The following is a 23245-nucleotide window of genomic DNA, read 5'->3' as shown; positions in this document are numbered from 1 at the left end:
GCGGGCAAGCCACGCTCCCACAGGTATTGCATCGCTCACAAAAAACCCGGCACTTGGCCGGGTTTGTTGTTTCTGCATTACGCGCTTACTTCGCGGTAGAACCCGCAACCTGCAACGCCTGCTGGGCGCTGCGCTTGTTCTTGATGCCGTAGCAGATCCACATGAACGCGACCCACACCGGAATCGCATACACCGAGACCTGGATGCCCGGAATCAGCAGCATCACGCCGAGGATGAACGCCACGAACGCCAGGCAGATGTAGTTGCCGTACGGGTACCACAGGGCCTTGAACAGCGGCGTCTGCCGGGTCTTGTTCATGTGCTGGCGGAACTTGAAGTGCGAAAAGCTGATCATTGCCCAGTTGATCACCAGGGTGGCAACCACCAACGACATCAACAGTTCCAGCGCGTTTTGCGGGATCAGGTAGTTCAGCAACACCGCGATCAACGTCACAGCGGCCGACGCCAGGATCGAACGCACCGGTACGCCACGCTTGTCGATCTTCGACAGGGCTTTCGGCGCATCGCCCTGCTCGGCCATGCCCAGCAGCATGCGGCTGTTGCAGTAAGTACCGCTGTTGTACACCGACAGTGCCGCGGTCAGGACCACGAAGTTGAGGATATGCGCGGCGGTGTTGCTGCCGAGCATCGAGAACACCTGCACGAACGGGCTGCCGCTATAGGCATCGCCGGAAGCATTCAGGGTTGTCAGCAGACTGTCCCAAGGGGTCAGCGACAACAGGACCACCAGCGCACCGATGTAGAAAATCAGGATCCGGTAGATCACCTGGTTGATGGCTTTCGGGATCACGGTTTTCGGCTTGTCGGCTTCAGCGGCGGTGAAACCGAGCATTTCCAGGCCACCGAAGGAGAACATGATGATCGCCATGGCCATCACCAGGCCGCTGACACCGTTCGGGAAGAAGCCGCCGTGGGACCACAGGTTGGTTACCGAGGCTTGCGGGCCGCCGTGGCCGCTGACCAACAGATAGCTACCCAAAGCAATCATGCCAACGATCGCCACGACCTTGATAATCGCAAACCAGAACTCGGCCTCGCCGAAGACTTTGACGTTGGCCAGGTTGATCGCGTTGATCAGCACGAAGAAGGCTGCCGCCGAGGCCCAGGTCGGGATATCCGGCGCCCAGTAGTGGATGTATTTGCCGACCGCGGTCAGCTCCGACATGCCCACCAGGATGTACAGAATCCAGCAGTTCCAGCCCGACAGGAAACCGGCAAAACCGCCCCAGTATTTGTGCGCGAAGTGGCTGAAGGAACCGGCCACCGGCTCCTCGACGATCATTTCGCCCAGCTGGCGCATGATCATGAAGGCGATGAAGCCACAAATGGCGTAGCCAAGAATCATCGACGGGCCGGCGGATTTGAGCACGCCGGCCGAGCCGAGGAACAATCCGGTACCGATCGCGCCACCGAGGGCGATCAGTTGAATATGGCGATTTTTCAGGCCGCGTTGAAGCGTACCTGAATGCGAGTTTTGTCCACTCATGAAAAGGGTCTCACGCAAGGTTTGATGATGTTCAGTAGACGTTGCCGCTCGGTGCAGATTTCAAGCAGCGCCGATCAAACCCCAGCGCAGGCACCAGGAGTTCAGCGTTTTTACGACAGTCATGCGTCACCTGTTTGTTTTTATCTGTGACGAAATCGAACCCGACACGCTCGTGACGCGGCGGAGTGAACAAGGCGGATAGCCTTGAGGTTTGCGCTGTTGCGCAGAGGGTCACAGTTAAAACGCGGCGCATTGTACACCTGTAACCCCCTGCTGCCAGACACCACTGGATCAGCGTGTCGGTTGCCGGGATTGCCTGTGTCCGCCTCGAGGGTCTCGGGCGGCTGCAAAAATTGAGTCAGACCTTTGCAGGTCCTCGGCGGGGGCAGCGGAAAAATCGCCCCACAGTGGGAGATGGAGATGAGTCACGGCGTTCATTGCGCCTCCTTCTTGTTATGCACCTGCACGACAGGCATGGGGCGCATCTCACCTTTCAATCGAGGCTGAGACAAGCGCGCCAGAGCCCTTGAACAGCGCCATCGCAGCGGCGGACGGCAGGTTTTCCTTACAGCCCTTTCCACAGCGGCATTCCATGGGGTTTGAGCGTGCTTTTCGTAAGGATTTATTTACAGCGCGTAACGCAGGCTTGCCAAATCAGATCCAGAGACCCGCCGACTGTAAATTGACGATAGGAAGCTTGCTAAGGAGTTTTTCGACTTAGTTTTCTGTTTTTTATTAGGAAACTTACTTCTCACAAAATGGAATAATTAGTTCAAATAAAAATTATTTAATTATTTTTTTGCATTCCAAAACCCTGTGAACTAGGTTTTCAGCGACTTGCCAAGCCGCATCGACCGACAAGTTGACGCGCTCTTCAATGAGTGAAAAACGCGCCGCTGTTCTTACCGAAGCTGTTCTTACCGAAGAAGTCATCTAGGAGATTCACCATGCAAGCACTGGACAAAGACTTGGACACTGAACTGCAACTGGACGATTGGTTTGAAGCACCGACCCATGAAGCCGCCGTTGAAATGATGCAAGCCGACGCGGTTGTTCCGTTCGGCACGGCGATGTGGCCTCTGTAAGACATCCCGGCGGGTACGATCCGGCCGGTCGTGCCCGTCACTTACCAGGTTTGTCAGGGAGGACTCCATGGATAAGCAGCGCGCCATCTCGCATTTCCTTTACTACCTCGAACATCATCCTGCCGTTGCCGGCATCACCCCGGCGAAGGTTTTACTCGGCCATACCGCTGATTACGAGGCGCTGACCGGCGCTATTGCCGAACAGGCCGGCAGCAGCCCACGGTTCAGCTTCAGCGCAATGCGCCTGGACCTTGAACCCACCGAATTGCTGGCCGACGCGATCGTCGACAGCGATCTGTACATGTTCTTCTACGACTCTTCCACCCTGCCCAACCCGCGTCCCGACGGCCCGGACTTTGTCCGCGCGCTGCAAGGCGTGATGGCGGAAAACTGGAAGAAGTCGCTGCTATTCAAGGATTACGGCGATTACTTCTACGACACGTTCAGTGTCACCCCGCAGCGGATTGCCGGGTTGAACAGCCACTTGATCCAGCGCATGTCCCAGGCCACCACTTTAAGTTTCAAAGATGATCATGGCTCGTGGTTCGAAACACCGTTGAGCAGTATCAAGAAGTGGACCGACATCAATGGTGTCGGCAACTTCGATCTGGCGCCCGGCGAGATTGCCACCCATAGCGAGGCGATTAATGGCCGGGTGAAGTTTATGGGGACGTTCCTCAGCACGATTCCGTTTGCCCGCAAGTACGGCGTACTTGCCTCACCGCTGGAGTTGTGGATCGAGAACTCGACCATCAGCAAAATCGCCACCGACGTGCCGGGACTGGAACATGACTTCAACAAATACCTGGACGCCAATCCGTCCAATCGACGCATCGAGGAGCTGGGGATCGGCACCAATGAAGGCGTGAAAGAGTTGTATGCGCGCAATGCCGGGTTCGAGGAGCGCCATTGCGGCTTGCACCTTGGACTGGGCGGTGGCGCCAAGGGCAGCCATCATCTGGACCTGATCTTCTCCGGCGGCGTGTTGGCGCTGGATGATGAGCCGGTGTTTGATGGGCGGTTTGTGTTTTAACCCAAGATTTTGCGGTGATGCGGCTGACGCCTTCGCGGGCAAGCCCGCTCCCACATTGATCGCATTCCGATGAAACAACCCGGTCACCTGTGGGAGCGGGCTTGCCCGCGATGACTGACTTGTAAACACCATATCCCTAAAACCAGACACAAAAAAACGCCATCCCAAGGGATGGCGTTTTTCATGGAGCGCTTACCGATTACTCAGGCTTGCGACGACCGAAGCCCGGACGCTGACCCGAACCGGCTGGCGCACCGCGGCGCTTGCCCGATGGCGCGTCCTTGTCGACCAGCACGATGCCTGGGCGTTTCTTCGGCGCTGGCTTGGCCGGGCGCTTGGTGTCGGCCGGGCGGTCTGCCACCGGCGTACCGCGACCGGCAGGTGCACCGCGATCGCTACGACCACCGGCAGGAGCGCCACGGCCTTCGCCACGCTCAGTACGACCGTTGGCCGGACGCGGCGTGCGTGGACCGCGCTCGCCGTCCTGGCGTGGCGCTGGCTTGCGGGCCGGGCGCTCGCCTTCGATCTGCGGCTCGCGGGATGGACGCGGGCCGGCCGCCGGAGCGCCAGCGGCTGGACGCAGGGTCCGTACGCGTTCGGTCTTGCCCACCGGGCGGGACGATTTGCGCTGCATACGCTCGAGCTTGTCTTTGCTCTTGGCGGTCATTTGCGGCATCGCCACCGGCGTCAGGCCGACTTCAGCGCTCAGAATGTCGACTTCGTACTGGCTCATTTCGCGCCAGCGGCCCATCGGCAGGTCGGAGTTGAGGAACACCGGACCGAAACGCACGCGCTTCAGGCGGCTGACCACCAGGCCCTGGGATTCCCACAGACGACGAACTTCGCGGTTACGACCTTCCATTACTACGCAGTGGTACCAATGGTTGAAACCTTCACCACCTGGCGCCTGCTTGATGTCAGTGAATTTGGCCGGGCCGTCTTCGAGCACCACGCCTGCCTTCAGACGCTCGATCATCTCGTCGTCGACTTCGCCACGTACACGTACCGCGTATTCACGGTCCATTTCGTAGGACGGGTGCATCAGGCGGTTGGCCAACTCACCGTCAGTGGTGAACATCAGCAGACCTGTGGTGTTGATGTCCAGTCGACCGATGTTGATCCAGCGACCTTCTTTGGGGCGCGGCATCTTGTCGAACACGGTCGGACGGCCTTCCGGGTCGTCACGGGTGCAGATTTCACCGTCGGGTTTGTTGTACATGATCACGCGGCGTACCGACTCGGCGGCTTCTTCGCGCTTGATCACCTTGCCATCGATGGTGATGGCGTCATGCAGGTCGACGCGCAGGCCGAGGGTGGCGTCTTTGCCATTGACCTTGATGCGGCCGTGGCTGATCCAGGCTTCTACGTCACGGCGCGAGCCGACTCCGATACGGGCGAGGACTTTCTGCAGTTTTTCGCCTGCTGGGCCGATTTCCTGGTCGTCTTTCTGGTCGTTGATACTCATCTGGGCACCTCCCGGTGTGATCAAGTTCAGGCCAAGGCCTGAAGATGTGAAATCTGGTCGTTTGACGAAGGGATCGCCAAAGGGTCGCGAATCATACGCTCATGGGAGCGTTCGCGCATCAGAGACTAGCTGATCGACGGGAGGTTATTGGCTTTTCCGCCGACCGGTGGTGCCGAGCTCTTTGATTGAGTTCATAAAAACTCCAGCCAACGCAAAACACTGTGGGAGCGGGCTCGCCCGCGATTGCGGTGGGTCAGGCAACAATGAAGGCAACTGATACGCCCTCATCGCGGGCAAGCCCGCTCCCACAGGGTCGCCACAGAAAGTCGGACTAGTGTCAATCCTCGAACTGGCGGCGTTCGGCCTCGATCGCTTCGGCCAGAGCCTGGGCTTCGGCTTCTTCGTCGGTCATCTCGGGCTCGGGTTTCGGCTGTTCAAGCGCGGCAACAGCGGCCAGCAGTTTCTCGCGAGCTTCGGCAACACCAAGAATGTCATCCTCCGGCTCGGGTTCCTGCTGTTCTTCGACGGTGGCTTCGGGCTCAACCTGAAGCTCAACGTCGATTTCCGGCTCCGGCGGCTGCCCCAAAATCTCTTCGGTCTCGGTCAACTCACCATCGCGCAACAAATCATCGAAGTCGGTCTTGAGCCCCTCCTCCATGGTGTCCAGTTCCAGCAACAACGTATGGAAACTGGTTTCTTCCTTGGGTTCTTCCGGCTCGGCGCTGGCATCCGCCAATTCTTGCAACCCGGCCGGCACCGGCGCGTCGTCAAAATCGAGGACAGGATCAGGTTCCAGCTCTCGCAGTTCGGCCAACGGCGGCAGGTCGTCGAGGTTCTTCAGGTTGAAGTGGTCGAGAAAGGCCTTGGTGGTGGCGAACATCGCCGGTTTGCCGGGCACGTCGCGGTAACCGACGATGCGGATCCACTCACGCTCCAGCAGGGTTTTGACGATGTGGCTGTTGACCGCCACGCCGCGCACGTCTTCGATCTCACCCCGGGTGATCGGCTGGCGATAGGCGATCAGGGCCATGGTTTCGAGCATGGCGCGCGAGTAACGCTGCGGCCGCTCTTCCCACAAGCGCCCGACCCACGGCGCGAACTTTTCGCGGATCTGCAGCCGATACCCGGAGGCAACTTCCTTCAGTTCGAAGGCTCGGCCGTCGCAGGATTTGCCCAGAATTGTCAGCGCTTTCTTGAAAACCGCTGGTTCGGGCCGCTCACCTTCTTCGAAGAGTTCAAACAGGCGCTCAAGCGATTGCGGTTTTCCCGAGGCCAACAGAAAGGCTTCAAGCAGTGGCGCCAGCTCGCGGGGTTCAGTCAGGTTCATGATTCAACTCGTTATTCGGCTCGGGCTCGCACATGTATCGCCGCGAACGGCTCATTCTGCACCAGCTCGACCAAGGATTCCTTGACCAGTTCGAGGATCGCCATAAAGGTCACCACCACCCCCAGGCGCCCTTCTTCAGCGGTGAACAGCTCGACAAAGGGCACGAAGCCGCCACCCTTGAGCCGTTCCAGCACATCGCTCATGCGCTCGCGAGTGGACAGTGCCTCGCGGCTGACCTGATGGCTTTCGAACATGTCGCCACGGCGCAAGACTTCGGCCATGGACATCAGCAACTCATCCAGGCTTACGTCCGGCAGCAGCTTGCGCGCCCTCGCTTCCGGTGCATCGAGCTTGGGCACCACCACGTCACGACCGACGCGGCTCAGGCCATCGATGCCTTCGGCGGCGGCCTTGAAGCGTTCGTATTCCTGCAAACGGCGGATCAGTTCGGCGCGAGGGTCGTCTTCCTCGTCTTCGATGGTCTCGGCCCGCGGCAGCAGCATCCGCGATTTGATCTCGGCAAGCATCGCGGCCATTACCAGGTACTCGGCGGCCAGTTCCAGGCGCACCGACTGCATCAACTCGACATAGCCCATGTACTGACGGGTGATTTCCGCCACCGGGATGTCGAGGATGTTGATGTTCTGTTTGCGGATCAGGTACAGGAGCAGGTCGAGCGGGCCTTCGAAGGCTTCCAGAAAGACCTCGAGCGCATCCGGCGGGATGTACAGGTCCAGCGGCATTTCCATGACCGCCTGGCCATAGACCATGGCGAAAGGCAGTTCTTGCTGGGCGCCGGCCTGGCTGTCAACGGGTTCTGGTTCTACGGCAGACATCTACGCCTCGGCCATGAATGGCGTAGGGTCGCCGCAACCGACGCGGATCACTTCCGGCTCGCCATCGGCAAGGTTGATCACGGTAGACGCCTTGATCCCGCCGTAACCGCCGTCGATGATCAGGTCCACCTGATGCTCCAGCAACTGGCGCATTTCGTAGGGATCGGTCAACGGGTCGGTGTCGCCGGGCATGATCAGGGTCACGCTCATCAGCGGTTCGCCGAGTTCTTCCAGCAGCGCCAACGCAATCGGATGGCTTGGCACGCGCAGGCCGATGGTGCGTTTTTTCGGGTGCAGCAACAGCCGCGGGACTTCGCGGGTGGCGTTGAGAATGAAGGTGTAAGGCCCCGGCAAGTGGGCCTTGAGCAGACGGAAGGTGCCGGTGTCGATTTTGGCAAACAGCCCCAACTGCGACAGGTCGCTGCAAATCAGCGCGAAGTTGTGCTTCTCATCCAGCTGACGCAGCCGACGCACACGCTCCACGGCGGTCTTGTCGCCGATCTGGCAACCAATGGCGTAGGAAGAGTCTGTGGGATAAATCACCACCCCGCCGTTGCGGATGATCTCGACAGCCTGTTTGATCAGGCGCGCTTGCGGGTTTTCCGGATGAATCTGGAAAAATTGACTCACATTCTCTACCTGTTCAGACGGCGGCAATAATTGGGTCATGTTTGAATCGACACCACAGTGGCGGCAGATCCTCCGGGAGCGGGCGGTACTCACCGATCTCGGACCAGCCTCCAGGGCCATGAAAATCACTGCCGGCGCTGACCAGCAGACCAAACTCACGGGCAAGAATCGCCAGGCTGCCCACTTGTTCGGCGGGCTGATGGCCATTGACCACTTCAATCGCGTGGCCCCCGGCTTGAATATAGTCAGAAATCAGGCGGCGACGCTTGCTGCGAGTGAAATCGTAGTGCCAGGGATGCGCCAGGCTGACCCAGGCACCCGCGGCGCGCAGGGTCTCAACGGTGTCTTCGAGGGTCGGCCAGTGCAGTTTGACGTCCCCCAGCTTGCCGGCGCCCAGCCATTTGCGGAACGCTTCGGCGCGATCCTTGACGAAACCTTCGCGCACCATCCAGTCGGCGAAGTGCGGACGGGCCGGCGCGTTGCCGCTGTCACCCAGTTCCTGCTGAATGGCCCGGGCACCTTCAAGCGCCCCCGGCATGCCTTTCAACGCCAACTTGCGGCTTATTTCTTCGGACCGTAGCCAGCGGCCATCGTGCAGTTTGGCGATGGCCTCGACCAACGGCGCGGCATTGACGTCGAAACCATAGCCCAGCACATGGATGGTCGCCCCGCCCCAGGTGCAGGACAATTCGACGCCGTTGACCAGTTGCATCCCCAGCGCCGTCGCGGCGCTACGGGCCTCGTCGAGGCCTTCAAGGGTGTCGTGATCGGTCAAGGCCAGGACTCGCACGCCTTTCTCGAACGCACGCGCAACCAGTGCCGCAGGCGCCAGGGCGCCATCGGAGGCCGTGCTATGGCAGTGCAAATCAACATTCACAGGACTGTGTAACCTCAAATCAGCTGACGCTATCGCGCGTCAATATGTTTGTTATTATGCCGCCACATCCTGCTTCTGGCTGCCACTGTGAAACAATTCATCGACTTCATCCCGCTTCTGCTGTTTTTCATCGTCTTCAAAATCGACCCGCGGGTCGTCGACATTGGCGGTCATCAACTGTCTGTCGGTGGTATTTACAGCGCCACCGCGATGCTGATCATCAGCTCCCTGGTGGTCTACGGCACGCTGTACATCAAGCAGCGCAAGCTGGAGAAGAGCCAGTGGCTGACCCTCATTGCCTGCCTGGTCTTCGGCAGCCTGACCCTGGCGTTCCACAGCGAGACCTTCCTGAAATGGAAAGCCCCGGTGGTCAACTGGCTGTTCGCCCTCGCGTTCATCGGCAGCCACTTTGTCGGTGACCAACTGCTGATCAAACGCATCATGGGCCACGCGCTGACCCTGCCGGAGCCAATCTGGACCCGTCTGAACATCGCCTGGATCGGTTTTTTCCTGTTTTGCGGTGCCGCCAACCTGTTCGTCGCGTTCACCTTCCAGAGCTACTGGGTAGACTTCAAGGTTTTCGGCAGCCTGGGCATGACTTTGCTGTTCCTGGTCGGCCAGGGCATCTACCTGTCCCGCCACTTGCACGATGCCGACACCACAACGCCAAAAACCGAGGACTGACATGCTTTACGCAATCATTGCCACAGACGTCGCCAACTCCCTGGAAGCCCGACTGGCCGCACGGCCTGCGCACCTGGAGCGCCTGCAAGTGCTCAAAGGCGAAGGTCGTATCGTATTGGCCGGTCCACACCCGGCGGTCGACAGTAATGATCCGGGCGCGGCCGGTTTCACCGGCAGCCTGATCGTCGCCGAATTCGAATCCCTGAGCGCCGCCAAGGCCTGGGCCGACGCCGATCCGTACATTGCCGCAGGCGTCTACGCCAATGTTCTGGTCAAGCCGTTCAAGCAAGTCCTGCCGTAAACTCCTTCAGCGCGATGAACCTTGTCGGTTCATCGCGCTCTCAACGCTCATTATTCTCGTTTACCGGCCGACAACCTGCCCAATACTCGTATTGGAATCAGGAGTTGCGATGCGTAAAGGTCCGTTGTGTCTGATGTTGGTGACGTTGTCGATCATGGCGCCCGCCCATGGTGAAGAAAGCGCCAATGGCGGTAATTCGACGCCGCTGTCCTTGAGCGCCGGCAGCCAGATCACCGAGTTGCAGCAGCGCTTGAAAGAAAGCGAGCAGCAACGAGAAACACTGAGCAAACAATTGCAAACCACCGATGGCGAGCGCGAAAGCGCCCAGCTGAGCCGGTTGCGCCAGGAGAATCAGCGCCTGAAGCTGCAACTCAAGGAAGCCCTGGCCAGCCCGTTACCGCGCCTGCTGACCGATCAGCAGCAGTGGTTCGTTATCGGGGCCGCAGTAGCGCTATTGGCCCTGCTCTGCGGTATCTTCGCCAGTGGTGCCACCAGAAAACGTAGGCAATGGCTAAATTGAGTGAGTCATGAGCGAGCTGTTACTAATTGATGATGACCAGGAGCTGTGTGAGCTCCTGAGCAGTTGGCTGAGCCAGGAAGGGTTTCAGGTTCGCGCCTGCCATGATGGCCAGAGCGCCCGGCGCGCGCTGGCCGAAACGTCTCCGGCGGCGGTGGTGCTGGACGTGATGCTGCCCGACGGCAGTGGCCTGGAACTGCTCAAGCAACTGCGCAGCGACCATCCGGATTTGCCGGTGCTGATGCTGTCGGCCCGTGGCGAACCGCTGGACCGCATCCTCGGCCTGGAACTGGGCGCCGACGATTACCTGGCCAAGCCATGCGACCCACGGGAACTGACCGCCCGCCTGCGTGCGGTGTTACGCCGCAGCCATCCGACGGCCGTCTCCAGCCAGCTCGAATTGGGCGACCTGTGCTTCAGCCCGGTGCGCGGGGTGGTCAGCATCGATGAGCAGGAGTTCACTCTGACCGTCTCCGAAAGCCGCCTGCTCGAAGCCCTGCTCAAGCAGCCTGGCGAACCGCTGGATAAACAGGAACTGGCGCAAATCGCCCTCGGTCGCAAATTGACCCTGTACGACCGCAGCCTGGACATGCACGTCAGCAACCTGCGTAAAAAAATCGGCCCACACCCCGACGGCCGCCCGCGCATCGTGGCCCTACGCAGTCGCGGTTACTACTACAGCCTGTAAGAACCGAGAAAGAACTGGATAAGCGCAACCTGTGGCGAGGGAGCTTGCTCCCGCTGGGCTGCGAAGCGGCCCCAAAAGCGGGACTGCTACGCAGTCCAGCGGGAGCAAGCTCCCTCGCCACAGCAGCTCCCCCACCACAGACTGGTGGCTGTGGAGTTTTGTCAGCAAGGCAAAAAACCGTCTTTACCCAAGCTTTACGCTCCGCTGACCGCCGTTGACCTTGATCTGCGTAATCTGCACACATCCGGAACGTACCGGGAACGAGACAAGGAGATACACACCATGCGCAAGACTCTTATCGCTCTGATGTTTGCTGCCGCCCTGCCGACCGTTGCCATGGCTATGCCTGAAGGCGCAGGCCCGATGGGTGATCACATGGACGGCTCACGCCACGGCGGTCAGATGCACGGTAAAGGCCCTTACAGCCAACTGGACCTGAGCCGCGAACAGCGCGAGCAGATCCGTAGAATCATGGGCGAGCAGATGCATGAGCGTCAGCAACTGGTCGACAAGTACCTGGAAAAACTCTCGCCAGCTGACCAGAAAGCCCTGAAAGACGAGATGGAGGCCAAGCACAAGAAAGCCGAAGCCGACGTTCGCGCCCTGCTGAAACCGGATCAACAGAAGCAATTCGACGAGATCCAGAAGAAACAAGCTGAGCGTCGCGCCGAATGGGCCGAGTTCAAGGCCTGGAAAGCGCAAAAAGCACAAAAAGCACAAAAAGCGCAATAATGCGTCAACCCTGGACCCAACGGCTAACCACCGTTGGGTCTGATGCCACTCAATTTAATGTGGGAGCGAGCCTGCTCGCGATGGCGTTCTTTCAGACACGTTGATGTTGAATGTGCTGACGCTATCGCGAGCAGGCTCGCTCCCACATGGATTTGGGCTTGTTCGAGGATTTTCTGTGCGCTCATTGTTCTGGCGTATCCTGGCCAGCTTCTGGCTGGCCATCGCTCTGGTTGCAGGGCTTTCCATTTTGCTGGGGCACATGCTCAACCAGGACGCGTGGATTCTCAGTCGGCACCCGGGCCTCAACACCCTGGCCGAACAGTGGACGCAAACCTACGAAAGCCAGGGCGAAGAAGCCGCCCAGGACATCCTGGAGCAGCGCAAGCGCCAGTATCACATCGACGTTCAGGTGCTCAACGAGGCGGGGGACCCGGTAGTACGCGGCACCTTTCCTCGGCGTGCGGCCGCCTTCGAAGCACGCCAGCAAAACGATGATCGACGCCTGCCATGGCGGCGCCTGACCGATGAATACACCAGCGCCAAGACGGGCGACACCTACCTGCTGATCTACCGCATTCCACACCCGGAACTGGACGCCTGGCACCGGGAAAGCCTGCTCTGGCCGTTGAGTGCGCTGGGTATCGCCCTGGTGGTGCTGACCCTGTTCAGCCTGCTGGTGACCTTTTCCATCACCCGACCGCTGAGCCGTTTACGTGGCGCAGTGCATGAGTTGGGGCAGACGACGTATCAGCAAAACAGCCTGGCGCAACTGGCCAACCGCCGCGATGAATTCGGTGTGCTGGCCAACGACTTCAACCGCATGGGCGCGCGTCTGCAAAGCCTGATCGGCAGTCAGCGGCAATTGCTGCGCGACGTGTCCCACGAATTGCGTTCGCCCTTGGCCCGACTGCGTATTGCGCTGGCACTGGCCGAGCGAGCCAATCCCCAGGAGCGGGAAAAACTCTGGCCGCGCCTGACCCGAGAGTGCGATCGACTGGAAGCACTGATCAGCGAAATCCTGGTGTTGGCGCGGGTCGATGCCGACAACGCCAGTGCCGAAGAGGTGGATCTCAATGCACTGCTCAATACCCTGCAAAAGGATGCTCAGCTAAGTTCGCCGGAGCAGAACGTGCGCCTTGAGGCCGAGCCGCAACTGAACCTCAGAGGTTGGCCGACCATGATCGAACGCGCCGTGGACAACCTGCTGCGCAATGCCCAACGCTTTAACCCGGTCGGGCAACCGATCGAAATGCAGGCGTCGCGTCAGGGTGACAGGATTGTGGTCAACGTGCGCGATCACGGCCCCGGTGTAGAGGCCGAACATTTGAATCAGTTGGGGGAGCCGTTCTACCGGGCACCGGGGCAGACAACGGCCGGGCATGGCCTGGGGCTGGCCATTGCGCGTCGCGCGGCGGAACGGCATGGCGGCAGTCTGGTGCTGGCCAATCACCCTGGGGGCGGGTTTATTGCCAGCCTGGAATTGCCGTTGGTACCGGGGGCAGTGGTTCAACCCTGAACCCTGTGGGAGCGGCGGTGCGACGATTCGACTTGCCCGCGATGGCGGCGGCACCGTCAACATCTCTGTGCCTGACACTCCGCTATCGCGGGCAAGCCCGCTCCCACAGGAGAATCGTTTCCTCAGTGACTACCCGGCCAGGCGCTGACAAACTCGGCCAGATCAACCTTCTCCGCCACACGCGGTTCTTTCTGCGGCGTACCGAGATAAAGGAACGCAATCACCTCCTCCCCTTCCGCCAGGCCCAACCCTTTGGCTACATGCGGCGAATAGGCCAGCTCACCGGTGCGCCATACCGCACCAATGCCTTGCGCGTAAGCGGCCAGCAAAATTCCATGAGCCGCACAGCCTGCCGCCAACCGTTGCTCGGACTTGGGGTATTTGACGTGATCCTGCAATCGCGCGATCACCACAACCACCAGCGGTGCACGCAACGGACCGTTACGGGCCTTGTCCAGCGCGGCTTCCGACACCTCGCTGTCTTGCAGCTTCGCCGCTTCGGCCAGTAACTCGCCCATTTGCTCGCGCGCCGCGCCTTCGACTGTCAAGAAGCGCCAAGGCTGCAAATGGCCGTGGTCTGGCGCGCGCATCGCGGCGGCAAACAGCACTTCGCGTTGCTCGGCAGTGGGCGCCGGATCGAGCAGTCGTGGAACGGAAACACGGTTGAGCAAAGCGTCGAGAGCCTGCATCGGCCACCTCCTGAAAAAAATGTCGGCCTATTCTAGCGGTATCCGCCACAGGGCTGCCGGTTTACATGACCTGCCCCGCAGGTAGAATGGCGCCCTTCCCTATTTCAGCCCGAGCGGACTTCATGGCGTTGCCGACCTTACGGATCATTGGTTTCATCATCGGCATCTTCCTGATCACGTTGGCAATTTCCATGGTCGTGCCGATGGCCACCCTGGTGATTTTCGAGCACACCAGCGACCTGCCATCGTTCCTCTGGGCCAGCATGATTACCTTTGTCGCCGGCCTGGCCCTGGTGATTCCGGGGCGCCCCGAACACATCCATCTGCGCCCTCGAGACATGTACCTGCTGACCGTCAGCAGCTGGCTGGTGGTGTGCATCTTCGCCGCCCTGCCGTTCCTGCTGACCCAACACATCAGCTACACCGATTCGTTCTTCGAAAGCATGTCCGGCATCACCGCCACCGGTTCGACGGTGCTCACGGGCCTGGACACCATGTCTCCCGGCATCCTGATATGGCGCTCATTGCTGCACTGGATCGGCGGGATCGGCTTTATCGGCATGGCGGTCGCGATTCTGCCATTGCTGCGCATCGGTGGCATGCGGCTGTTTCAGACCGAGTCATCAGACCGTTCCGAAAAGGTCATGCCTCGTTCGCACATGGTGGCGCGTTTGATCGTTGCGACCTACGTCGGCATCACCATTTTCGGCAGCCTGGCGTTCTGGTGGGCCGGGATGAGCCCGTTCGACGCCATCAACCATGCGATGTCAGCGATTTCTACCGGAGGCTTCTCGACCTCCGACCAGTCGTTGGCCAAATGGCCGGAGCCTGCGGTGCATTGGGTCGCGATCATCATCATGATTCTTGGCGCCCTGCCGTTCACCCTGTATGTGGCCACGTTGCGCGGTAACCGTCGGGCGCTGATCAAGGATGAACAGGTGCAAGGCTTGCTCGGCATGTTGCTGGTGACCTGGCTGGTGCTCGGCACCTGGTACTGGTGGACCACCCAATTGCACTGGCTGGAGGCCTTGCGGCATGTGGCGCTGAACGTCACTTCGGTGGTGACGACGACAGGTTTTGCACTGGGGGACTACAGCCTCTGGGGCAACTTCTCGCTGATGTTGTTCTTTTATCTGGGGTTTGTTGGCGGCTGCTCGGGCTCGACCGCTGGCGGGATCAAGATTTTCCGCTTCCAGGTGGCCTACATTCTGCTCAAGGCCAACCTTAACCAGTTGATTCACCCGCGCGCGGTGATCAAGCAGAAGTACAACGGCCACCGTCTCGACGAAGAAATCGTACGTTCGATCCTGACCTTTTCGTTCTTTTTCGCCATCACCATTTGCGTGATCGCTCTACTGCTGTCGCTGCTCGGCGTGGACTGGATGACCGCCCTGACCGGTGCGGCCAGCACGGTGTCCGGCGTCGGCCCGGGGTTGGGCGAAACCATTGGCCCGGCGGGTAACTTCGCCAGCCTGCCGGACGCCGCCAAGTGGATTCTCTCGTTCGGCATGCTGCTGGGCCGGCTGGAGATCATTACGGTGTTTGTTCTGTGTATCCCTGCGTTCTGGCGTCACTGACCGGCTTGAGCGCTTCCGTCAGCCGCGCCCGGTATTCACCGGGGGTGGTGTCGAACCAGCGTCGGAAAGCGCGGAAGAAGTTGCTCGGATCGGCAAACCCCAGCAGGTAGGCAATTTCCAGCAGCGTCATGCTCGGTTGCGCCAGGTATTGCTCGGCCAGTTCACGCCGCGTGTCATCGAGCAACGTCTGAAAACTCGTGCCCTCTTCCTGCAAGCGTCGCTGCAAAGTGCGTTGTGACAGGTGCAGCGCCTGCGCCACCGCATCGCGCTTGGGTTCGCCTTGGGGCAGCAGGCGGCACACCACTTGCCGCGCATTGTGGGTCACACGGCTCTCGGAAAACCGCGCCAGGTATTCACCGGCAAAGCGGTCATGCAGCAGCGCCATGGCCTCGTTGGCGGTGGGCAACGGCGCCTCCAGGTCAGCGCGGTCGAAGATCAAGGCGTCATAGGGCGCGTTGAACATCATCGGCGCGTGAAAGGCTTGCTTATACGGTTCGAGATCGACGGGGTGATCGCCCTGCAAAAGCACTTTGCGCGGATGCAGCGTGCGCCCGGTCAACCAGCCACAAAACGCCAGGGCACAGGCCATCGATGCTTCAGCGCTTTGTCGGGTCGGCGGCAGGTGGTCGCCATGCACCGTCAGAATCAGCGCATAACCCTCATCCAGCACGCGCAAACTCAGGTCAGCACTTTCGGCAATGATTCGCTGATACCGCACCAGGCGCTGAAAGCCTTCGGCCAGGGTCCGGCTGGACATCAAGGCATAACCAGCGACGTGCAGGGACGCCGGTCGCACCACCTTGCCCATGTTCAGGCCGATCGCCGGGTTGCCGGACAACTCGACCGCGCGCTGCCAGAGCCGCGTCATTGAATCTTGCGGGAAGCGCGCATCCGGATCATCCAGTGCCGCATAGTCGAGCCCTAGCTGCTTGAACAAAACCCGGCAATCCAGGCCGTCCATTTCCAGTGCTTTGACAATCCCCATCGCCCAGCTTGCAGAAGTCGTTCGTTCGCTCATGGCGTTTACTACGTGATGGCCGCATGCCACGACCCAATTCCGAAGGATACTAAAGTGGCGCCTATTGTCACTGGCTGATGCCTCTGATCACTCTAGACTTAAATAGGCTACCCGCAGCGCAACTTGTCGCCTGCACACACACCACAGAGATCGCAGTCGTGGAGAACATCAAACGTTTCAACAGCTTCGCTGCGTTTTACCCGTATTACCTCAGCGAACACCGCAATAGCATTTGTCGACGACTGCATTTTGTCGGCACCACGCTGGTTATTTTCATTCTGGCGCTGACCATCGCCAAAGGCGCATGGTGGCTGTTGTTGGCCCTGCCGCTGGCCGGCTACAGTTTTGCCTGGGTCGGGCATTTCTTCTTCGAGAAGAATCGTCCTGCAACCTTTCGGCATCCTCTTTACAGCCTGCTCGGCGATTTCGTCATGTACCGCGACATGATTGTAGGTCGCGTGCCGCTCTAGGCTCCTTTGGCCACAAAAGCGTCCTGTGCAGCCAGTGCAGCGCTGGATCCAAGCCCTACACTCCAACCATCCCTTTCGATAAGACCAAGAGGATAGCCGATGAATGCCCGCGCCGGTTTTACCCATATGCAGGACGGCACACAGGAAGACTGGGCGATCATCGCCGCAGATTTCAGTGCCTATGCCCGGCAATTGCCGACACGGATCGTGGCGCATTTGAAGCTGCTGGAGGGTGATTTCGGCGGTTTCCCGGTGGATCGCCTGACCCACTCCCTGCAAACCGCCAGCCGCGCCTGGCGCGATGGTCGTGACGAAGAGTACGTGGTCTGCGCCCTGCTCCATGACATTGGCGACACGCTGGGCTCCTATAACCATCCGGACATCGCCGCGGCGATCCTCAAGCCGTTCGTCAGTGCCGAGAACCTGTGGATGGTGGAAAAGCACGGGATTTTCCAGGGCTATTACTTTTTCCATCACCTGGGCATGGACCGGCATCTGCGCGAGCAATTCAGTGCTCATCCGCAGTATCGGACGACGATCGAATTTTGCGCCCGGTACGATGCGGCGGCGTTTGATCCGGCGTACGACACCCTGCCGCTGAGCTTTTTCGAACCGATGATGGAGCGGTTGTTTGCGCAGCCGAAGCATTCGATTTACAAGGCGGCGATGGAAGAACATACGCCGGCCTGATGGATCCGGGGGGACCGCTGCGCGGTCCATCGCGGGCAAGCCCGCTCCCACAGGTTTTTGCAGTGTTCAAAAAAGTGGTGCACCACCACAATCCTGTGGGAGCGGGCTTGCCCGTGATGGGGTCGACCAATACACCTGTTTTTTAAGCCGGATCCGCGACTTTAATGGCCTTCAACTCCGCCTCCCGCGCCTGCGCATCGGCCAACCGATACAACTCGATCGAACCATCCCAATGCTCGATCAGCGCCGTACACGACTCCACCCAATCCCCGCAATTGAGGTAGTCCACCTCGCCAACCTTGCGAATCTCGGCATGGTGAATGTGCCCGCACACCACGCCGTGCAACTCGCGTTTGACGCACTCGTGGGCGATGGCTTCCTCAAAATCGCTGATGAAACTGACGGCGGTCTTGACCTTGTGCTTGAGGTACGCCGACAACGACCAATAGCCGTAGCCATAACGGGCCCGCCAATGGTTGAGCCAGCGGTTGAGGGTCAGGGTAAATTCGTAGGCCGAGTCGCCGAGGAACGCCAGCCAGCGGTGATAGCGAGTAATCACGTCGAACTGATCGCCATGAATCACCAGCAGATGACGACCATCGGCGGTCACGTGCACGGCTTCGTCCACCAACTGGATATTGCCCAGCATCAGTTTCGAATAACGGCGCAGGAATTCGTCATGGTTACCGGTCACGTAGATCACTTCTGTGCCGCGCTTGCTCATGGTCAGCAAGCGACGAATCACATTGGTGTGCGCCTGGGGCCAATACATGCCGCTGCGCAGCTTCCAGCCGTCGATGATGTCACCGACCAGGTAAATCTTGTCGGCATGGTAGCCCTTGAGAAACTGTGACAGGTGTTCGGCCTGGCAGTCCCGGGTGCCCAAATGCACGTCGGAAATCCATAAGGTCCGCACACGTTGCTTACGGCTGGGTTTGGCGAGCTCGGCGCTGGTCATGGGCAACCCTCTGGACAAGTTTTGGCAAGCTTGCGCCGGTCGGGTTAATTGCCCATGACAATTGCAAGTCAGTCCTGTGACAACGCGCGAACGCGGGGCCTCGGTGTAGACTGGCGGCTTCACTCATCAATATCGCCACGAGACCTGCGATGAGACCGATCCTCACATTGCGCCAATACACCCACGACCTGATCGTCCACAGCCACGACTACGCGCAACTGGTATTCGGGCTGTCAGGCGCGCTGGACTTCGAGGTCGAGGGGCGTGGCAGTCAGGTGGTGCAGCAGAGTTTCGTGGTGGTGCCGTCCGGGGCGCATCATGCCTGCGACAGTGCCCATGGCAGCCGTTGTCTGGTGCTGGATGTGCCGAGCGATCAGTGGGTATCTCAGTCACTGGGGGACCACGCCGAGGCCAGCCGCCGCTTGCTCGACAATGCCGGGCGTCTGTCGCTGGACGCCGGGCAAAGCCAATTGGTGAGCTGGTTGGCGGGCAGCCCGATCAGCGATCCGCTGATCGCCCAGCAAGGCGCGGTGTTGCTGCTGGCCAGCCTCAACAACGCCAAGCCCGACACGGTCGGCGGTCGGCGTCTGCCGTATGCAGCGCTCAATGCTCACATCGATCAATACGCGGCCTATCCACTGCAAGTCGCCGATCTGGCGCGCATTGCCGGCCTGTCCAGCGCTCGCTTGCACGCGCGGTTCGTGGCGGAATGCGGGCAAACGCCGATGGACTACATCCGCAGTCGCCGGCTGCACATCGCCGTGCGCTTGTTGCGCGATTCGGCGCTGCCCATTGGCGAGATCGCGTGTCGGGTCGGCTACAGTTCCCAGAGCGCATTCGCCGCAGCAGTGCTGCGTGAGTTCGGCGCTTCACCCGGTAAATTGCGCCGCGAGGCTGGCGACAAATGACGCGAGTCTGGCGACAGACATAACCGGCTGAGCACGATTCAATGCAGGAGTTGCCGACGGTGTTGTCGGCCAGACTCGATACGTTTTTCAAGGACTGCAATGACTCCCCGTACCGCCCTTGGCGCTCTGCATATCGGTGCACTGATGTTCGGCCTGACCGGCGTGTTCGGCAAACTCGCCGCCGCCTCCCCGGCGATCATCGTGTTCGGTCGTGCCGCGTTTGCTGTCCTCGCCCTGGCGTTTTTCGCCCGGTTCGCCAGTAATACCCGTTGGCAGGCACTCGACGCCGTGGACTGGCGCCGCCTGTTGCTCAGCGGCTTGCTGCTGACCGGGCACTGGGTGAGTTTCTTCATGGCGGTGAAGGTGGCCGGGGTGGCGATCGCGACCCTGGGCTTTGCCAGTTTCCCGGCGTTTACCGTGATCCTCGAAGGGCTGATTTTCCGCGAGCGCATCCGCGCCAATGAAATCTTGCTGGTGGTGCTGGTCAGCATCGGTTTGGTATTGGTCACACCGGACTTCGATCTGGCCAGCGGCGCCACCACCGGCCTGCTGTGGGCAGTGGCCTCCGGCTTGCTGTTCTCCCTGCTGTCCCTGACCAACCGCGCCAGCTCCGGGCGAATCCCGCCAGTGCAGGCGGCGCTGTGTCAGAACGTAGTGGTTGCGATCTGCCTGCTGCCGGTGGCGATGCCGCAGTTGAGCGAAGTACGCGCCATCGACTGGCTGTGGATTGGCCTGCTCGGGGTGTTCTGCACCGGCGTCGCTCACAGCCTGTTCGTCGCCAGCCTGGCGGTGATCAAGGCCCGGACCGCGTCAGTGGTGTTTGCCCTGGAGCCGGTTTACGGCATCACCCTGGCCTGGTTGTTGTTCGATGAAAACCCGACGCTGCGCATGCTGGTCGGCGGCGCGTTGATCATCGTGGCCATCGTGGTCTCCAGCCGGTTGTCGGGCAGTTCAAGCAAAAAGACCGTTGCCAGGCAAGCCCCGTCTCACTGAGTGCGGTCGTTGTGGCCCAGGTCGCGGTCCGGATCGATCTGATCGCGGACCCGCTGCTTGAGCACCTTGGCCTCGGGGAAACCGCCGTCGGCCTTGCGTTCCCAGAGCTGCACATCGTCACAGACAATGTGGAACACCCCGCCGGTGCCGGGCACCAGGGACACTTTGCCCAAGTCGTCGCCGAAGGTGCTGAGCAGTTCCTGGGCCAGCCAGGCGGCGCGCAACAGCCATTGGCATTGCGTGCAGTAGGTGATGACGATTTCCGGTTTACGTGCGGTCATGATTGGCAAAACTCCTCTGCCTGAGGGGTTGCCATAATAACCGCAAAGGCTGCGATCTTTTGATCTTCAGCGAATACCCGCCAACAGCGTTCTGGCCGTCTCCTTCAGTGGCTCGTCGCCTTCCTTGAGCAACTCGTTCAGCAGCTCGATGGCGCTGTCCAGGTCGCCGTCGTCAATGCAGGTCTGGGCCTGTTCGAGTTTGCCCGCGCTGCTCGGCGCGGCCGGTTCAAGATCCATCAACTCTGCACTCAGCGGTTCAAGCTCCAGCGATTGGCCGAGATCGCTGAATTCGTTGAGAAAGGTCTCGTCCAGCGTCGGCTCGTCGGGTATTTCGAAGACATCGGGCAACACATGCAGATTCGACGTGAACCCCGGCTCGTCTGCCGGTGGTGGCTCATTCGACGGTTTGGCGCTGGACGGTGAGTTGTCGAAGGGGCTGATCAGGTCCCAGTTCGCATCCATCGACAGGTCGTCGAGGTTCAACTGGAACTCATCGCTTGGTGCCGCCTCGGGGATTGCAGGCGTGGACGGAGCCACTGCCACGGCGCTGGCCACCGGCATGGCGCCGATCAGTTTCGGATGGCGGTTGCGGATGTCCTGAAGTTGCTGTGCGTCAAACCCGGCGTCACGCAGGCTACTTTCCTGCGCGTCGTACGCTTGCACGTCACCCTGTTTACCAAGAACCTCCAGCAGCTGAACGGCCAGATCGGTGCGCTGGGGTTCCTTGACCAATGCCTCTCGCAACAATCCGGCGGCCTCGGACAAACGGCCATAGGCGAGGTAGATACTAACCCCTTCCAGCACGTCGCCTGCGGCAGTCTCATCAGCCGATCCGGTTACCGATTGCGCCTGAGTGGCTTGCCTGGCCGGTTCTGCTGTGCGGTTAAGCACCGGTTCATGACGCGACGGCTGCACGGGTAGTGGCTCGGGCAAGGCCTGTACCTGCTGTCGTTGACGGCGAATGAACACGGCGAGCAACACCAGGGCCACCAACGACAGCAACCCGATGATCAGCGGCCAATGGGATGCTTCGGACGTCTCGACAACCACCGGAACCGGCGCCGGCACTTCGGGTGCGGCAGGCGCCGCCGACGCCTGTTTGATTTCCGCCAGTTGGGATTGCAGCTCAGTCACCTGTTTTTTCTGAACGGCGATCTGCTCGTCCTGCGCCTGTAGCTTCGCATTGAGTTCATCGATGGTCTTTTGCAGTTGCTGGTTTTGCAGCACGCTGGTGGCCAGTTGTTCGGCAATTGGATCACTCGCTGGCGCGACGGCTGGTTTATCGATGTCTGGCTTGGGCGCAGAACTCGTCACGGCAGGTGGCGGTGCAACAGCCGGTTCGACGGACGGGAACGCGGAGTCCTGAGGGCTCGGCGCAAGGTCGTCGTTGATGGGAACAATTCCCGGCGAACCCGGCGGATCGATCAGCACGGTGTACTCGCGCAGCAAACGCCCGTTGGGCTGGTTGAGCTGCACCAGAAAATTCAGGAAGGGTTCCTTCACCGGTTTACTGGAAGTCACCCGGATCAGGTTGCGGTTGCCCCGCAGGATCGGCGTGAATTTCAGGTTATTAAGGAAGAACACCCGCTCGACACCGGCGCGGCTGAATTCTTCCGCCGTCGCCAGGCTGACCGACAGTTCCCCTTCCCCCAGACCACCGACATCCAGCAGGGCGATATCGGCGCTGAATGGCTGATTCAACGCCGAATGCTGGGTGATCTCACCCAAGCCTAGCGCAGGGGCCAATGCCGAGTAAGTGACGGCACCACCGACCAACAGCAGCCTGCTGCAACACCGCAATACAACGCTCCAACTCTCGAGCATGAGCATCCCTTAAATAACCAGAACCAACCTGTATGCATTCACACATCCGGTACGAACACGATATTGCCTAGTAGTTCTTTATAGTCTGCCCAACGGGGTATCTCAAAAGTCCGACGCGTGGTTGTGCCTCAAGATTTTTCCAGGTTGGCCAGGATGTGCCCGTGGACACGCATGCAGACCTTCAAATCCGCCTCATCAACGCCTTCGAACAATTCGTGGCGCAGCTGAGTAGCAATGGTTTCAATTTGTTCGATCAAGGGCCGGGCCGGGGCACAGAGGACGATTTTTTTCGCCCGACGGTCTTCCAGCACCGATTGGCGTTGCACCAGGCCCTGACTTTCCAGACTATCGAGCAGTCGAGCCAGGGTAGGCCCTTCGACGCCAACGCTTTGCGCCAGTTCACGCTGGGTGGGAGCATCATCGAAACGCGCCAGGTGCAGCAGCACCAGCCAGCGCGCCTGGGACAGACCCAGGCCAGCCAGTCGGCGGTCCAGTTCGGCACGCCAGCCCCGAGACATCTGGGCCAGTTGCATGCCAAAGCGGTGTTGATCGGTTAACGGCATAAAACACTCATGGTTAGACTGAAATAGAGAAAAACTAATTATTAGTCAGCTAAGCATGACCTTTGGCTATAGGCAA

The 23245-nt window shown here is 60.0% G+C and carries 25 protein-coding genes; 13 read left to right on the top strand and 12 right to left on the bottom strand.

Annotated features, from left to right (window positions below; genetic code table 11):
• Positions 1–85 precede the first annotated feature (85 nt).
• Entirely contained in the window at positions 86–1507 is a 1422-nt protein-coding gene (locus tag J3D54_RS16205; protein WP_253420014.1) for an amino acid permease, read from the bottom strand.
• A gap of 947 nt (positions 1508–2454) precedes the next feature.
• Here J3D54_RS16205 and J3D54_RS16200 point away from each other — a divergent pair.
• Both J3D54_RS16200 and J3D54_RS16195 read left to right on the top strand, forming a co-directional pair.
• Entirely contained in the window at positions 2455–2592 is a 138-nt protein-coding gene (locus J3D54_RS16200) for a hypothetical protein (RefSeq protein WP_007938535.1), read from the top strand.
• 67 nt (positions 2593–2659) lie between these two features.
• The gene (locus tag J3D54_RS16195; protein ID WP_253420011.1) at positions 2660–3625 is read left to right on the top strand and encodes a leucyl aminopeptidase; all 966 of its coding nucleotides are present in this window, start codon (positions 2660–2662) and stop codon (positions 3623–3625) included.
• Between the two features lie 199 nt (positions 3626–3824).
• On the opposite strand, the gene rluB is transcribed toward J3D54_RS16195, so the two are convergent.
• From rluB to J3D54_RS16170, 5 genes are all read right to left on the bottom strand, one after another.
• The gene (gene rluB / locus J3D54_RS16190) at positions 3825–5090 is read right to left on the bottom strand and encodes a 23S rRNA pseudouridine(2605) synthase RluB (RefSeq protein ID WP_253420008.1); all 1266 of its coding nucleotides are present in this window, start codon (positions 5088–5090) and stop codon (positions 3825–3827) included.
• Between the two features lie 337 nt (positions 5091–5427).
• Positions 5428–6417 carry an SMC-Scp complex subunit ScpB gene (gene scpB, locus J3D54_RS16185; RefSeq protein ID WP_253420004.1) on the bottom strand — a complete coding sequence of 330 codons (990 nt, stop codon included), beginning with the start codon at positions 6415–6417 and terminating at the stop codon, positions 5428–5430.
• An 11-nt stretch (positions 6418–6428) separates the two neighbouring features.
• Entirely contained in the window at positions 6429–7253 is an 825-nt protein-coding gene (locus J3D54_RS16180) for a ScpA family protein (RefSeq protein ID WP_253420001.1), read from the bottom strand.
• Positions 7254–7883, bottom strand: coding sequence for an L-threonylcarbamoyladenylate synthase (locus J3D54_RS16175; RefSeq protein WP_253419997.1), 630 nt, complete (start codon positions 7881–7883; stop codon positions 7254–7256).
• 13 nt (positions 7884–7896) lie between these two features.
• Positions 7897–8760 (bottom strand): PHP domain-containing protein, encoded by an 864-nt coding sequence (locus J3D54_RS16170; protein WP_253419994.1) that lies wholly within the window; start codon positions 8758–8760, stop codon positions 7897–7899.
• Between the two features lie 87 nt (positions 8761–8847).
• Here J3D54_RS16170 and J3D54_RS16165 point away from each other — a divergent pair, with 87 nt between their 5' ends.
• The 6 genes from J3D54_RS16165 to J3D54_RS16140 all read left to right on the top strand — a co-directional run bounded on the left by J3D54_RS16165 (position 8848) and on the right by J3D54_RS16140 (position 13198).
• Positions 8848–9444 (top strand): septation protein A, encoded by a 597-nt coding sequence (locus tag J3D54_RS16165; RefSeq protein ID WP_064619571.1) that lies wholly within the window; start codon positions 8848–8850, stop codon positions 9442–9444.
• Position 9445: 1 nt separating this feature from the next.
• Complete coding sequence (locus tag J3D54_RS16160; protein WP_253419990.1) at positions 9446–9745, top strand: YciI family protein; 300 nt, start codon at positions 9446–9448, stop codon at positions 9743–9745.
• 109 nt (positions 9746–9854) lie between these two features.
• Positions 9855–10265 carry a hypothetical protein gene (locus tag J3D54_RS16155; protein ID WP_018929933.1) on the top strand — a complete coding sequence of 137 codons (411 nt, stop codon included), beginning with the start codon at positions 9855–9857 and terminating at the stop codon, positions 10263–10265.
• A gap of 7 nt (positions 10266–10272) precedes the next feature.
• Positions 10273–10950: a response regulator transcription factor gene (locus J3D54_RS16150; RefSeq protein WP_008010984.1), complete on the top strand. Its 678-nt coding sequence runs from the start codon at positions 10273–10275 to the stop codon at positions 10948–10950.
• 282 nt (positions 10951–11232) lie between these two features.
• Entirely contained in the window at positions 11233–11682 is a 450-nt protein-coding gene (locus tag J3D54_RS16145) for a Spy/CpxP family protein refolding chaperone (protein ID WP_253419988.1), read from the top strand.
• Positions 11683–11857: 175 nt separating this feature from the next.
• Complete coding sequence (locus J3D54_RS16140; RefSeq protein ID WP_253419986.1) at positions 11858–13198, top strand: HAMP domain-containing sensor histidine kinase; 1341 nt, start codon at positions 11858–11860, stop codon at positions 13196–13198.
• A gap of 122 nt (positions 13199–13320) precedes the next feature.
• Here J3D54_RS16140 and J3D54_RS16135 read toward each other — a convergent pair whose 3' ends face one another.
• Positions 13321–13887, bottom strand: a complete 567-nt coding sequence (locus J3D54_RS16135) for an NAD(P)H nitroreductase (protein ID WP_253419984.1) — start codon at positions 13885–13887, stop codon at positions 13321–13323.
• A gap of 122 nt (positions 13888–14009) precedes the next feature.
• Between J3D54_RS16135 and J3D54_RS16130 the strand changes: the two genes are divergently transcribed.
• On the top strand, positions 14010–15464 hold the full coding sequence (locus J3D54_RS16130; RefSeq protein WP_253419982.1) for a TrkH family potassium uptake protein: 1455 nt from the start codon (positions 14010–14012) through the stop codon (positions 15462–15464).
• On the opposite strand, the gene J3D54_RS16125 is transcribed toward J3D54_RS16130, so the two are convergent.
• On the bottom strand, positions 15421–16482 hold the full coding sequence (locus tag J3D54_RS16125) for an AraC family transcriptional regulator (protein WP_253419980.1): 1062 nt from the start codon (positions 16480–16482) through the stop codon (positions 15421–15423). The two genes, J3D54_RS16130 and J3D54_RS16125, sit on opposite strands and share 44 nt — an antisense overlap.
• A 158-nt stretch (positions 16483–16640) precedes the next feature.
• Here J3D54_RS16125 and J3D54_RS16120 point away from each other — a divergent pair, with 158 nt between their 5' ends.
• Together J3D54_RS16120 and J3D54_RS16115 are read left to right on the top strand one after the other, a co-directional pair.
• Positions 16641–16952, top strand: coding sequence for an Mpo1-like protein (locus tag J3D54_RS16120; RefSeq protein WP_253419978.1), 312 nt, complete (start codon positions 16641–16643; stop codon positions 16950–16952).
• 99 nt (positions 16953–17051) lie between these two features.
• On the top strand, positions 17052–17642 hold the full coding sequence (locus J3D54_RS16115; protein WP_253419975.1) for an HD domain-containing protein: 591 nt from the start codon (positions 17052–17054) through the stop codon (positions 17640–17642).
• Between the two features lie 142 nt (positions 17643–17784).
• Here the strand turns inward: J3D54_RS16115 and J3D54_RS16110 are convergent, their stop codons facing one another.
• Positions 17785–18600, bottom strand: coding sequence for a UDP-2,3-diacylglucosamine diphosphatase (locus J3D54_RS16110; protein ID WP_253419973.1), 816 nt, complete (start codon positions 18598–18600; stop codon positions 17785–17787).
• 149 nt (positions 18601–18749) lie between these two features.
• Here J3D54_RS16110 and J3D54_RS16105 point away from each other — a divergent pair, with 149 nt between their 5' ends.
• Positions 18750–19508 carry an AraC family transcriptional regulator gene (locus J3D54_RS16105; protein WP_253419970.1) on the top strand — a complete coding sequence of 253 codons (759 nt, stop codon included), beginning with the start codon at positions 18750–18752 and terminating at the stop codon, positions 19506–19508.
• Between the two features lie 99 nt (positions 19509–19607).
• On the top strand, positions 19608–20501 hold the full coding sequence (locus tag J3D54_RS16100; RefSeq protein WP_253419967.1) for a DMT family transporter: 894 nt from the start codon (positions 19608–19610) through the stop codon (positions 20499–20501).
• Here J3D54_RS16100 and J3D54_RS16095 read toward each other — a convergent pair.
• From J3D54_RS16095 to J3D54_RS16085, 3 genes are all read right to left on the bottom strand, one after another.
• Positions 20495–20782 carry a SelT/SelW/SelH family protein gene (locus J3D54_RS16095; RefSeq protein ID WP_253419964.1) on the bottom strand — a complete coding sequence of 96 codons (288 nt, stop codon included), beginning with the start codon at positions 20780–20782 and terminating at the stop codon, positions 20495–20497. The genes J3D54_RS16100 and J3D54_RS16095 overlap by 7 nt on opposite strands.
• A 66-nt stretch (positions 20783–20848) precedes the next feature.
• Positions 20849–22606, bottom strand: coding sequence for a FimV/HubP family polar landmark protein (locus J3D54_RS16090; RefSeq protein WP_253419961.1), 1758 nt, complete (start codon positions 22604–22606; stop codon positions 20849–20851).
• A 128-nt stretch (positions 22607–22734) separates the two neighbouring features.
• A complete protein-coding gene (locus tag J3D54_RS16085) occupies positions 22735–23169 on the bottom strand; it encodes a MarR family transcriptional regulator (RefSeq protein ID WP_007895007.1) in 435 nt (144 codons plus the stop codon).
• Positions 23170–23245 lie beyond the last annotated feature (76 nt).

Source organism: Pseudomonas sp. GGS8, assembly GCF_024168645.1.
Taxonomy (GTDB): domain Bacteria; phylum Pseudomonadota; class Gammaproteobacteria; order Pseudomonadales; family Pseudomonadaceae; genus Aquipseudomonas.
Note: the sequence above shows the minus strand (reverse complement) of the source record. Positions and strands in the feature narration are given on the sequence as shown.

Excerpts from the sequence above, each read along its gene's own strand:
- J3D54_RS16155 (WP_018929933.1), top strand. The coding sequence starts at position 9,855 with ATGCGTAAAGGTCCGTTGTGTCTGATGTTGGTGACGTTGTCGATCATG.
- J3D54_RS16110 (WP_253419973.1), bottom strand. The coding sequence starts at position 18,600 with ATGACCAGCGCCGAGCTCGCCAAACCCAGCCGTAAGCAACGTGTGCGG.
- J3D54_RS16195 (WP_253420011.1), top strand. The coding sequence starts at position 2,660 with ATGGATAAGCAGCGCGCCATCTCGCATTTCCTTTACTACCTCGAACAT.
- J3D54_RS16135 (WP_253419984.1), bottom strand. The coding sequence starts at position 13,887 with ATGCAGGCTCTCGACGCTTTGCTCAACCGTGTTTCCGTTCCACGACTG.
- J3D54_RS16150 (WP_008010984.1), top strand. The coding sequence starts at position 10,273 with ATGAGCGAGCTGTTACTAATTGATGATGACCAGGAGCTGTGTGAGCTC.
- J3D54_RS16200 (WP_007938535.1), top strand. The coding sequence starts at position 2,455 with ATGCAAGCACTGGACAAAGACTTGGACACTGAACTGCAACTGGACGAT.
- J3D54_RS16090 (WP_253419961.1), bottom strand. The coding sequence starts at position 22,606 with ATGCTCGAGAGTTGGAGCGTTGTATTGCGGTGTTGCAGCAGGCTGCTG.
- J3D54_RS16125 (WP_253419980.1), bottom strand. The coding sequence starts at position 16,482 with ATGAGCGAACGAACGACTTCTGCAAGCTGGGCGATGGGGATTGTCAAA.
- J3D54_RS16160 (WP_253419990.1), top strand. The coding sequence starts at position 9,446 with ATGCTTTACGCAATCATTGCCACAGACGTCGCCAACTCCCTGGAAGCC.
- J3D54_RS16115 (WP_253419975.1), top strand. The coding sequence starts at position 17,052 with ATGAATGCCCGCGCCGGTTTTACCCATATGCAGGACGGCACACAGGAA.
- J3D54_RS16145 (WP_253419988.1), top strand. The coding sequence starts at position 11,233 with ATGCGCAAGACTCTTATCGCTCTGATGTTTGCTGCCGCCCTGCCGACC.
- J3D54_RS16100 (WP_253419967.1), top strand. The coding sequence starts at position 19,608 with ATGACTCCCCGTACCGCCCTTGGCGCTCTGCATATCGGTGCACTGATG.
- J3D54_RS16130 (WP_253419982.1), top strand. The coding sequence starts at position 14,010 with ATGGCGTTGCCGACCTTACGGATCATTGGTTTCATCATCGGCATCTTC.
- J3D54_RS16085 (WP_007895007.1), bottom strand. The coding sequence starts at position 23,169 with ATGCCGTTAACCGATCAACACCGCTTTGGCATGCAACTGGCCCAGATG.
- J3D54_RS16095 (WP_253419964.1), bottom strand. The coding sequence starts at position 20,782 with ATGACCGCACGTAAACCGGAAATCGTCATCACCTACTGCACGCAATGC.
- J3D54_RS16205 (WP_253420014.1), bottom strand. The coding sequence starts at position 1,507 with ATGAGTGGACAAAACTCGCATTCAGGTACGCTTCAACGCGGCCTGAAA.
- J3D54_RS16105 (WP_253419970.1), top strand. The coding sequence starts at position 18,750 with ATGAGACCGATCCTCACATTGCGCCAATACACCCACGACCTGATCGTC.
- J3D54_RS16180 (WP_253420001.1), bottom strand. The coding sequence starts at position 7,253 with ATGTCTGCCGTAGAACCAGAACCCGTTGACAGCCAGGCCGGCGCCCAG.
- scpB (WP_253420004.1), bottom strand. The coding sequence starts at position 6,417 with ATGAACCTGACTGAACCCCGCGAGCTGGCGCCACTGCTTGAAGCCTTT.
- rluB (WP_253420008.1), bottom strand. The coding sequence starts at position 5,090 with ATGAGTATCAACGACCAGAAAGACGACCAGGAAATCGGCCCAGCAGGC.